Here is a 9,999-nt window from a genome sequence, read left to right as displayed (position 1 = left end):
CGACGCGGCCGGACGCGGAGTACCAGCAGATCGCCGACGACGGGATCGCCGAGATCGTGGCCGAGGCCGCGCGTCACGACCTACCCGTGATGGCGCACGCGCACGGCGCCCGAGCCGCCGAGAGCGCGGCGCGGGCCGGTGTGCGCAGCATCGAGCACGGGTGGTTCCTCGACGAAGAGGCGGTTGCGGCGATGGCGGAGCACGACACCTGGCTGGTGCCGACCCTGCCCGCCGTCCACGGGGAGGAGGCCGGACCCGACGCACCGCCCTGGTTGCCCCGCGCGAAGGAGGCCTCGGCCCGGTCGTTCGCGATGGCCCTCGACGCAGGCATCCCGATGGCGATGGGTACCGACTGCCCGGTGGTTCCGCACGCACGCCGGCTCGAGGAGCTGGCCCTGATGCACCGGCTCGGCCTGGACGCTGCCGGCGTCTGGCGTACGTCGACCAGCGACGCCGTCGAGGGCGATCCGTGGTCCTTCGACGGGCTCGACTCGCGAGTACGTCGGGTCTGGAAGGACGGTGTCCCGGTCCGATGACCGATCTCGCCGAACGCTGGCCGCTGCCCCAGCTCGCCGACGTCCGCGACGCGCTGCTGGCGGCGTACGACGACCCGAGCCGCGGCTACCACGACACGCTCCACCTGACCGAGGTGCTCGACCGGCTCGACGACCTCGCGGCGGCCGGGGTCGCCTTCGACCAGGACCTGGCCGGGCTGGCCGCGTGGTTCCACGACGCGGTCTACGACGGCGAGCGCGATGCCGAGGAGCGCAGCGCCGTCTGGGCCGAGGAGGCGCTGGCCGGCACGTCGTACGCCGACGAGGTGGCGCGGCTGGTCCGGCTCACCGAGACCCATGACCCCGCCACCGACGACCCGGCCGGGCAGGCGCTCTGCGACGCCGACCTCGCGATCCTGGCCTCACCGCCGGAGCGGTACGACGCCTACCTCGCCGGCGTGCGTCGCGACTACGCCCACCTCCTGGACGCCGACTTCGCCACCGGTCGCGCCGCGGTGCTGCACGACCTGGCCGGCCGGGGGCAGCTGTTCCACACGGCGTTCGGGCGCGAGCACTGGGAGCCCGCCGCCCGGAGGAACCTCGAGCGGGAGCTCGGCCGGCTGAGGTGACGCCGAAGGAGGAGTTCTCCGCGGTCCAGGTGGGGATTCTCCGCGGCGGGGAGCTCGGAGACTCCCCACCTGGGGGCCGGAGAGGGCCCACTTCGGGGCCGGAGAAGGCCCACTTCGGGGGCGGAGAAGGCCCACTTCGGCGATCAGGTGTACAGGCAGAAGGGGTGACCGGCGGGGTCGAGCAGCACGCGTACGTCGTCCTGGGGCTGGAAGTCCGCCACCGTGGCGCCGAGCTCGACGGCGTGGGCGACCGCGGCCTCGAGATCGGTCACCTCGACCTCGAGGTGCAGCTGCATGCCCTGCCGGCCCGGCTCGGGCGGCCAGACCGGCGGCTCGTAGACGTCCGCTCTCTGGACCCCGAGCGACCCCACGCCCTCGCCGAAGTCGAGCGAGCCACCGGACTCGGACTCGCTCCAGATCGGCTTGTCGAGGATCGCCGACCAGAACACCAGCAGGGCATGAGGATCCGGCGCCTCGAGCGTGACGCCCCACCAGTCCTTGCGCTCCCACCGGTCGGTCTCGGGACCCTTGTTCTCGCGTCCGCGCATCATTCCTCCTCCAGAGACGGCTGCTTGCGGCGTCGCAGCCCGGCCATGACCAGCGCCATGACCAGCTCCCGTGAGGTCACCGGCCGCGCGCCGGCCGCCACCGCCTCGTCGTACCACTCCCCGGGCACGTCGTAGTGGTCGCGGTCGAAGCCGCGCTCCGGGATGCCGAGGTGGCGGGCGAACACATGGAGCTCGTCGTACGACGAGTCGCTGGCCAGGTGCGACCACATCCGGCCGCGTGAGGGCACGAGGGGTGGGTCGATCAGGATCATCGGTCCCCATCGTCGAGGTGACCGTCGGCCAGGTCGTCCACCATGGAGCGCCACGAGCGGACGTAGCCGGCGTCGACGTATGCCTTGGCGGAGCCACCCGGCCGCACCTGCTCGCCCAGGTGGAGCTGCCGGACCCCGGCCTTGAGCAGCCACGGCACGTGCTCGGCCGCGAGGCCTCCGCCCGGCATGACGAGAGGTGCGATCTCGGGCGTGATCGTGGCGAGCAGGTCGTCGTACCCGGCCGACATCCCGCGTGGCGAACCGGCCGTGCGCACGGCCACGAGGCGCGGCAGCGGCAGCAACCGCCGCCAGGAGCGACGCGGGTCGAGAGAGGAGTCGATCGCGAGGTGGAAAGTCCAGGGCACGTTCGGCATCCGGTCGAGCAGCAGCTGACAGGTCTCGGTGTCGATCTCGAGGTCGGCGTCGAGGAACCCGAACGCCACCCCCGTGGCGCCGCACGCCAGATAGTCCTCTCCCAGCCCGACCAGCCGCGCGAACTCACCGCCCGTCGTCGACCACGAGTCGTTCAGCCGGAGCAGCACGAACACCGGCAGGTCGCTCTCCCGGCAGATCGCGCTCACCAGCGCCGGCTCCGGCGACAGCCCGCAGGTCGGTCCGCGCACCGCCGCATGCAACCGGCCGGCGCCACCCTCGGCCGCCCCCGGTACGTCGCGTGGGTCGCCGACCGCGACCTCCAGCACGACTCCGGACCTCGCCTCGGGCATGGCCTCAGCGTAGGACGGAACCCGGCTGTCCCTCATGGAGCGCGCCACACGCTCCTCGAGTCCGAGCTGCTCTGGGACCTGTTCCCGATCTTCCGCGACGTCGAGCAGGTCATCGCCGACCCGCCCGTCCGCGCTGAGGTGGGGCGTTCGGGAGCCCGCTCATGGACTGCGTTGCAGAATCGAGATGTGGACGACACCCTCCTGCTGGCCGCCCGGGCCCTGGTACTGGCCGACCTCGTGGCCCGTCAGCGCGCCACCCCGGAGGCGGTCGATGCCCTCGAGGACGCGTGCGCCAACCGCGGCTGGTGGGCCGACCAGTGGCCGGAAGGCACGGTGTACGTCGCCGGGCTGGTCGCGCAGGACGTGCAGGACGCGCTGTTCGAGAGCGTCGGGCGATGGCCGATGTGCCTGGCCTGCGACCCGGAGGCGCCGGAGCACTCCCTGTACATCGAGCCGGACATCGGCGGTCCGTCGCCGCAGTGGGTGTGCGAGGAGTCGGGGCTCGCGGTCGCCCCGCTGGGTCACCTGGGAGACGTCGGCCCGGCCGGCCTCACCGGCTGATGGTCAGCGGGCTCCACCAGGTGAACCGGGAGCCGGCGTACACCGAGCGCGACAGCTCGATCACGACGTCGCCGACGAGACCGCGGCGCGAGTGGCGGAGCACCGGTTGGCCCATCTTGAGGTCGAGCAGGTCGGCGTCGACCGCGTTCGCGAGGTCCGCGGTCAGCTTGTCCTCCGCGGCCGTCGGCCGCAGCCCGCGAGCGGCCAGCTGCGAGTAGAGGCTGTCGGGAAGTCCGGTCTGCAGAAAGCCGGGGAGCAGGATCTCGTTGAGGTACACGTCCTGGTAGCACAGCGGGACCTCGGCGTGTCGGCGACGACGTCGCCAGTGGACGACGGAGTCGCCCGGCGTGATGCCGAGCGCCTTGGCGACGCCGGGGCCGGCCTGGCCGAGCCCGGACTGGAGGGTCTCCGTGGTCACGTCCCAGCCGCGGGCCTGGGCGTCCTCGGTGAACGACATCGGTCTCGAGATGAACCTCGGGCTCTTGCACACGAAGGTGCCGCGCGCCGGTGCGCGCTCGAGCAGACCCTCGGCGACGAGCGCGTCGATCGCTTGGCGCACGGTCATCCGCGCCACGCCGAAGTGCTGCATCAGCTCGCGCTCCGAGGGTGCCGGGGCGCCCTCGGGAAGATCCTGGATCAGGTCGCGGACGTATTCGCGCACCTGGACGTGCTTCAACGTCGTTCCGAGAGGCACGGCCACCTCATCCACGGCCGCGAGTCTAGGACGTCCGGACGTCGTGGTCGGGGGAGATCCGCGCCGGAACCCCTCGATCGGGGGCGAGATCGCGGCTCCCGTGCAGGTCAGGCGGCGGATCGAGTGGCGAGCCACCTGGTGGGCCGGCGGCACCGCAGCCGGCACTCCGATCACGACGGCCGGTGCGAGGAACACACGGAGGGATCTCGGGCGGCCAGACGGATCGAACATCTGTTCGATCCGGTGCTATCCTCGGGTGCGTGGACTTCCAGGGCACGCTCTTCGAGACGCCGGCCGCCGGGCTGGGCTCATTGACCGACACCGAGCGCCACCCGCTGACCCGCGGTGCCTGGGTCGAGGTACGCCGTGACTTCGTGTCCGGGGCCGACGAGGTGCTCGAGCGGCTGGTGGCCGACGTGCCGTGGCGGGCCGAGCGACGACAGATGTACGACCGGGTGGTCGACGTGCCCCGGCTGGTGCACACGTACGGTGAGGGCGAGCCGCTCCCCCACCCCCTGCTCGACGGGGCGCGCGACGCGCTCTCGGAGCACTACCGGTCGGAGCTGGGCGAGCCGTTCCTGACCGCCGGGTGCTGCTACTACCGCGACGGGCGCGACAGCGTGGCCTGGCACGGCGACCGGTTCGGCCGTGGTCGCACCGTCGACACAATGGTCGCGATCGTGTCCTTCGGCGACCCGCGACGCCTGGCGCTGCGGCCCCGCGGCGGGGGCGATTCGATCTCGTTCGAGATGGGGCACGGCGACCTGCTGGTGATGGGCGGCTCGTGCCAGCGCACGTGGGAGCACGCCGTACCCAAGGTCGCCCAGGCCGGGCCACGGATCTCGGTGCAGTTCCGCCCGCGAGGTGTGTTCTGAGGGCCCTCAGAACTGCACGTTCGGCGCCTGCTCCTGGCCGGCCGGCGCATCGTAGAACTCCCGCTGCCGCACGCCGGCCATGCCGGAGAAGAGCATCCAGGGGATGGTGCGCACCAGCTTGTTGAGCGTCGCGGTGGCGTCGTTGTAGTACTGCCGCGCGAAGGAGATCTGATTCTCGGTGTCGGCGAGCTGGTTCTGCAGGTTGAGGAAGTTCTGGTTCGCCTTGAGGTCGGGGTAGTTCTCCGCGACCGCGTTGAGGTTGATCAGCGACCCCTGCAGGGCGGCGTCCGCCTCGGCCTTGGCCTTCACGTCGTTCCCCGCGGCCGCCTGCTGGACGCGGGCACGGGCGGCCGTGACGTTCTCCAGCACGCCCTTCTCGTGCGCGGCGTACCCCTTGACGGTCTCGACGAGGTTGGGGATCAGGTCGGCGCGGCGGGTGAGCTGGACGTCGATGCCGCCGAGCGCCTCCTGCGCGCCCACATCAGCGCGGCGCAGCCTGTTGAAGCCGACCACGCCGAAGCCCACCAGGAGCACGACGACCAGGATGACGACGATCCAGATCAGCATGGGCGTTCAGTCCTTCCCCGTTGGTGTGCACATCATGGCGGTCACCAGGAACCGCCGCCACCACCGCCACCACCGCCACCACCGGAGAAGCCGCCGCCTCCGCTGCTGTGGGACTGCGTCGCCTGGTACGCCGAGATCGAGCTCGACACGGTCGAGGAGAAGTCGCTGACCATCGAGTTCACGTAGTCACCGGTGCGCACCCCGGCGTACGCCCCGAGGTACGTCGGCACCGGCGGCTCGGCGCCCACCTCGGTGCGGTACTTCTTCGCCCACTCGTCGGCGCACCCGAACGCGACCGCCCAGGGGATGTACGCGGTGTAGAGCTCCTGTCGGCCCGAGAAGTCGAAGCGCTCCTTGCTCGACGGCGTCGACAGCATCCGCTCGAACCCGCCGAGGCGGGACCACAGGTCGCGTCCCTTCGCCGTCCGGATCGTCTCGGACGTCGGTGTGAGCAGCGGCGAGGCGGCCAGCGCGAAGGCGCCGGGCACCAGGGCGGTGATGCTCATCCCGAACCAGGTGGTCAACCCCGCGAACCCGGCGACGATGGCGGCCAGGACGACGACGATGGCACCGAGGCTGCCGAGCCCGGTCTTGGCCAGGAACCCGTTGCTGACACCCCAGTCCTTCGTCTCCTTCTGGAACGCCGCGATCCTCGACTGCAGCACCCGCCCACTCGCGACGTCCTTGCGCGAGGCCGTGAACTGACCCCCCGCGCCTCCCAGCAGCGGTGCCACCGCCGTCGTGGCGCGGTCGAGGTTGGCCCATCCGGCGGGGCCAGACTTGTCGGTGATCGTCCACGTGTCGCCGTCGCGACGTAGGTCGACGGCGCCCTGCTGGGCCGCCCACAGCAGCGACGCGACGAACGCCTGCTGGTCGACCTTCTCGGTCATCACGTACGCCGCCTCGGCCGGGCCGACGTCCGGCGGCGGGGCGTACTGCACGGGGAACGCCGGCTTCCGCTCGAACGCCCGCCGCGCCAGCACCAGCCCGGCGGCGCCGGCGAGCAACGCCAGGACCAGGACCGTGACGAGGCCGCCCACGGAATCACCGAGCACCGGCTCGAGCTTCGCCGACCACGGCAGCGTCTCGCCGGGCGGCGGTGTCGCGATCGGCAGGCCGGCCTGGACCGTGATCGGCGTGTACGGCGGGAGGCCGCGCCCCTTGACCGTGAGGGTGTTCGTGCCCTCACCAGCAGCGCGGCACCCGAGCCCGGAGCCGTTCCCCACGGCGCATTTGACCGCGGCCGCGCGGGCCGGCAGGTGCACCACGAGGCGCACGCCCTGGATGTTCTGGGTCCAGCCGCCGGGGATCAGGTTCCAGTAGAACTGCGTCGGCGAACCGTCGGTCCCGGGTTCGAGCACCCCGTCGATGCGGTAGCTGATCAGATAGGTGTGCTGGGAGAGCCCGACCGTCACGTTCGGGTCGCCGATGCGCAGCACGACGTATCGGCCGTGCGAGCGATGTGAGATGTCGAAGGGCTCCGGGTGCCCGTCCATCTTCACTCCGATGTCGTACGGCGTGCGCAGGGCGCGGGGCGCGCTCGCGTCGTACCGGTCGAAGAACCGGAAGATGCCGTGCTTGCCGACGCCCGGGAAGTCCACGGTGAGCTTCTCCGTCACCGCCAGGTCGCCGTTCGCAGCGACGCGGAAGTCCGCGTCGTAGGTGGTGATCGTGGTGTCCTCGGAGTCGCTGCTCGAGCCGTCGGACTGGATGCCGAGGGCCGGGAGCACGATCACGACCGCCAGTGCCACCGCGGCGACCACGGTGACCAGGACGCGTCTCATGGCGCTGAGACTAGGGGTGCGGAGCCGTCGCCAAGAACCATCTACGGGTTCCTTCAAATTTCTGCGAACGGGCCGTCGCTGCCCGCCGTACTCCCTATCCTCGCCGGGTGGGCATCACGACGAGGCGTTCCCTGGCTGCCCTGGCCGCGAGCGTTCTTCCGCTCGCGCTGACGACGCTGTCGGTCGAGGGTCCGGCTCATGCCGGCGCCGACCGAAGGGACGGCTTCTTCTCCGGGAAGCTCATCGACCCGGCCACCGGCGACCCGGTCAAGGGAGCCACGGTCAAGGTCTTCCGGATCAACACCGACCACCTCCTCGGCTCGGACAAGAGCGGATCGGCCGGCAGGTTCCGGATCGAGGGACTACCGGCCGCCGACGAGGAGCTCGACGTCCGGGTCAACGGCAGCGCGGTCCACTACGAGACCGGCTGGGTCGGCTGCAACCACCACGTCGTTCCGTCCTGGCCCGCCGCGTGCTCGTTCGGCCAGGGACGTCAGACACCGTTCAGGCTGCAGCACCTGTAGGCCTGCGCCCGGCTGCGGATCGTCACCCGATCGGCTCTCACCGCAGTCGGGCCAGGTGCAGAGTGATGTCTCCCACCAGCGTCACCCGCTCGGGCAGCACGTCGAGGATCCGGCCGAGCACCTGCTCGCGGGCCGGCTCCGGTAGCTCGAGATAGGCCGAGATCGTCGAGAGATGACCGACGTAGTCGTGCCCCGAGATGCTCGCACGCCGTTCGATGGTGGACTGACGAACGTCGGTGAACAGGTCGGAGCCCACGAGCTCGGTCCCGGGCCACTGCATCACGTTCTCGGCGGGCGTCCCATCGGGTGACGGCACCTCGTCGTCCACCAGGAACGGCGCGCGAGCCGCCCGGACCGCCTCCTCGACGTCACCGTCGGCCAGCCTCAGCGGCCCGCCGAAGGACGCGAAGACGCCCTCCGGCCGGAGCATCGCGGCCACCCGCGCCCATCTCTGGTCCGGTTCGGTCCAGTGCAAGGACGCCGCCGCGAAGACCAGGTCGTAGGCCGGAGTGAGCGGGAGCTCCTCGAAGGCCGCCCGCACCGTCGTCACCGTGCCCGGGACGTGACGACGTAGCTCGGCGAGCATCGCCGCGTCAGGATCCGTGGCGGTCAACGACAGGCCACGAGCGGCGAACGCACGCGTCGCCTTGCCCGTCCCCGCACCGATCTCCAGCGCCGTACGGACCGGACGATCCGCATAGGCGAGGACCTCGTCCACGAGCTTCTGGGGGTAGCCGAGCCGGAACTTCTCGTACGCCGCTGCCACCGAGCCGAAGCTCAAGGCGCGCTCTGTCACGGCAGCCATCCTCACACGTCGGCGACCCGGCGGCATCGCGGATGCGCACCCTCAACCGTGAGCAACAGGGCACCTGTATCGGTGGCCCTCGACCGGCGCGACGCAGAGCGTCCGGGTCACGTCCGTCCGGATGCCGAGGAGGCCTGGGGTGACCGGGGTCGTGGCCCGGCCACCCCGTCTGCGGACAGCCGTTGAGTCCGCGATCTGCGCTACTGCACGGCGACGATCTTGCCGAGGAGACCGTGCGACTCGCCATCCGGTCCAGCGCTGAACAACAGCTCGTTCGTCCTGGCGGCGTTGCCGTTGCCGAATCGCAGCCCCCACAGCCCGTCGATGGTGATCGGGTTCCCGTGCGGCTTGCGCAGCTGACCCTCTCGCGCGCCGGTCCTGAGGTTGAAGACGTTGATGCGACCGTTGCCGAAGTTGCCGACCAGCAGGTCACCGCCGAATCGTCCGAAACCTCCCGGGGCCAGTGCCAGACCCCACGGGGAATCCAGGACGCCTCGAGTCACGAGCCTCTTGACGAACGCACCGTCGTTGGTGAAGACGTCGAGGAAACCATGGCCATGGCCCGCGACGTCGTCGTGCAGGGTCGCGTCCTGCTTCGCGTAGGTGACGTACAGCTTGCCGGCCAGTTCCTGGACGTTGAACGGCGCATACCCGGCCGGGATCCTCGGATCGACGAACAACCCCCCGGGTAGCTCGACCGGAGTGAAGGTGTCGTCGTAGGCCTCGACGCGTCCGGAACGGAAGTTGGCTGCGTACAAGTAGGTATGTCCGTCCGACGCGGTGGCGATCGCCAGACCCTTGTACACCGCGTTCGCGCCGTTCTTCACCGCGACCTCCGTCACCATCGACGGCGCTGTGCCGATCGCACCGACGGTCTGGTTCCATCCGTCGATGCCGCCGCTCTCGGAGTCGAAGATGAACCGCGCCGGTCCGGAGTGGCCCGCGGCGTCGTGGATCACGAATCCGGTGGCATCGGTGTTGAACACCTGGCCGGTCGGCGTCCCCGAGGCGACGTCGATGGCCAGGAACTTGCTCACCGTCGTGGCCGAAGCGCCGGTGTACAGCGTGGTCTTGTCCGTTCCGTTGTCCGACACCCAGAGCGGCGACCCTGGCGCCGCGTTGGTGCCCGGAGAGGCCGACAGACCCCAGGCGTTGACCAGATCCGGGTCCGTCAACCGAGCCACTCCCGGTTGGTCGGAGACGAGGTCGATCTGCCGGAAACCCCTCGATCCGTGCTCAGGCGACGCCGAGGCCGGCACCGCCAACGAGGCCGCAAGGCCGGCTATCGCCCCCGCCGATATCAACGCCAGCGCCCTGCGACCCCCACTCGGACGGCCCTTCGAACCCGTTCGCATCGCGCCCTCCGCCATCGAAATGCGTGAAATCATCCCCGGTACCTCCAGTCCGGCACGCAGCACCAGACCGTCCGGCACTGAACATGCCCTCTGGGAACACGTACCTGCGTCGACCACGGTTCACGTCGGATACGGATGTCGGCCGGCTGTCTGTCCACGGCGCCTG

At 70.8% G+C, this 9,999-nt stretch carries 13 protein-coding genes; 5 read left to right on the top strand and 8 right to left on the bottom strand.

Going from position 1 to position 9,999, the window contains the following annotated elements:
- On the top strand, nt 1-536 hold a 536-nt coding region (locus VGJ24_RS03195), incomplete at its 5' end, for an amidohydrolase family protein (protein WP_331499045.1).
- Complete coding sequence (locus VGJ24_RS03190; RefSeq protein WP_331499044.1) at nt 533-1,123, top strand: hypothetical protein; 591 nt, start codon at nt 533-535, stop codon at nt 1,121-1,123. The genes VGJ24_RS03195 and VGJ24_RS03190, both read left to right, overlap by 4 nt.
- Before the next feature lie 143 nt (nt 1,124-1,266).
- Here VGJ24_RS03190 and VGJ24_RS03185 read toward each other — a convergent pair whose 3' ends face one another.
- Genes VGJ24_RS03185 through VGJ24_RS03175 form a run of 3 tightly spaced genes read right to left on the bottom strand, consistent with a single transcriptional unit; the run spans nt 1,267 to nt 2,668 of the window.
- Nucleotides 1,267-1,671: a VOC family protein gene (locus VGJ24_RS03185; protein WP_331499043.1), complete on the bottom strand. Its 405-nt coding sequence runs from the start codon at nt 1,669-1,671 to the stop codon at nt 1,267-1,269.
- Nucleotides 1,671-1,943: a DUF4031 domain-containing protein gene (locus tag VGJ24_RS03180; RefSeq protein ID WP_331499042.1), complete on the bottom strand. Its 273-nt coding sequence runs from the start codon at nt 1,941-1,943 to the stop codon at nt 1,671-1,673. The genes VGJ24_RS03185 and VGJ24_RS03180 overlap by 1 nt, the downstream gene beginning before the upstream one ends.
- Nucleotides 1,940-2,668 carry a copper homeostasis protein CutC gene (locus VGJ24_RS03175; protein ID WP_331499041.1) on the bottom strand — a complete coding sequence of 243 codons (729 nt, stop codon included), beginning with the start codon at nt 2,666-2,668 and terminating at the stop codon, nt 1,940-1,942. Before VGJ24_RS03175 ends, VGJ24_RS03180 begins: the two co-directional genes overlap by 4 nt.
- Nucleotides 2,669-2,854: 186 nt before the next feature.
- Between VGJ24_RS03175 and VGJ24_RS03170 the strand changes: the two genes are divergently transcribed.
- Nucleotides 2,855-3,229, top strand: a complete 375-nt coding sequence (locus VGJ24_RS03170; protein ID WP_331499040.1) for a hypothetical protein — start codon at nt 2,855-2,857, stop codon at nt 3,227-3,229.
- Here the strand turns inward: VGJ24_RS03170 and VGJ24_RS03165 are convergent.
- A complete protein-coding gene (locus VGJ24_RS03165) occupies nt 3,219-3,938 on the bottom strand; it encodes a GntR family transcriptional regulator (RefSeq protein WP_331499039.1) in 720 nt (239 codons plus the stop codon). The two genes, VGJ24_RS03170 and VGJ24_RS03165, sit on opposite strands and share 11 nt — an antisense overlap.
- Nucleotides 3,939-4,183: 245 nt before the next feature.
- On the opposite strand from VGJ24_RS03165, the gene VGJ24_RS03160 reads away from it, so the two are divergent.
- The gene (locus VGJ24_RS03160) at nt 4,184-4,798 is read left to right on the top strand and encodes an alpha-ketoglutarate-dependent dioxygenase AlkB (protein WP_331499038.1); all 615 of its coding nucleotides are present in this window, start codon (nt 4,184-4,186) and stop codon (nt 4,796-4,798) included.
- Between the two features lie 6 nt (nt 4,799-4,804).
- Here VGJ24_RS03160 and VGJ24_RS03155 read toward each other — a convergent pair whose 3' ends face one another.
- Complete coding sequence (locus VGJ24_RS03155) at nt 4,805-5,365, bottom strand: LemA family protein (protein WP_331499037.1); 561 nt, start codon at nt 5,363-5,365, stop codon at nt 4,805-4,807.
- 41 nt (nt 5,366-5,406) lie between these two features.
- On the bottom strand, nt 5,407-7,149 hold the full coding sequence (locus VGJ24_RS03150) for a DUF2207 domain-containing protein (RefSeq protein ID WP_331499036.1): 1,743 nt from the start codon (nt 7,147-7,149) through the stop codon (nt 5,407-5,409).
- A 107-nt stretch (nt 7,150-7,256) separates the two neighbouring features.
- On the opposite strand from VGJ24_RS03150, the gene VGJ24_RS03145 reads away from it, so the two are divergent.
- Nucleotides 7,257-7,673 carry a carboxypeptidase-like regulatory domain-containing protein gene (locus VGJ24_RS03145; protein ID WP_331499035.1) on the top strand — a complete coding sequence of 139 codons (417 nt, stop codon included), beginning with the start codon at nt 7,257-7,259 and terminating at the stop codon, nt 7,671-7,673.
- Nucleotides 7,674-7,710: 37 nt separating this feature from the next.
- Here VGJ24_RS03145 and VGJ24_RS03140 read toward each other — a convergent pair whose 3' ends face one another.
- On the bottom strand, nt 7,711-8,478 hold the full coding sequence (locus VGJ24_RS03140; RefSeq protein WP_331499034.1) for a class I SAM-dependent methyltransferase: 768 nt from the start codon (nt 8,476-8,478) through the stop codon (nt 7,711-7,713).
- A 200-nt stretch (nt 8,479-8,678) separates the two neighbouring features.
- Nucleotides 8,679-9,833, bottom strand: a complete 1,155-nt coding sequence (locus tag VGJ24_RS03135) for a TIGR03118 family protein (protein WP_331499046.1) — start codon at nt 9,831-9,833, stop codon at nt 8,679-8,681.
- Between the last annotated feature and the right edge of the window lie 166 nt (nt 9,834-9,999).

The sequence above is a fragment of the Nocardioides sp. genome, assembly GCF_036493135.1.
GTDB lineage: Bacteria > Actinomycetota > Actinomycetes > Propionibacteriales > Nocardioidaceae > Nocardioides.
This window is presented reverse-complemented; position numbering and strand designations above follow the sequence as displayed.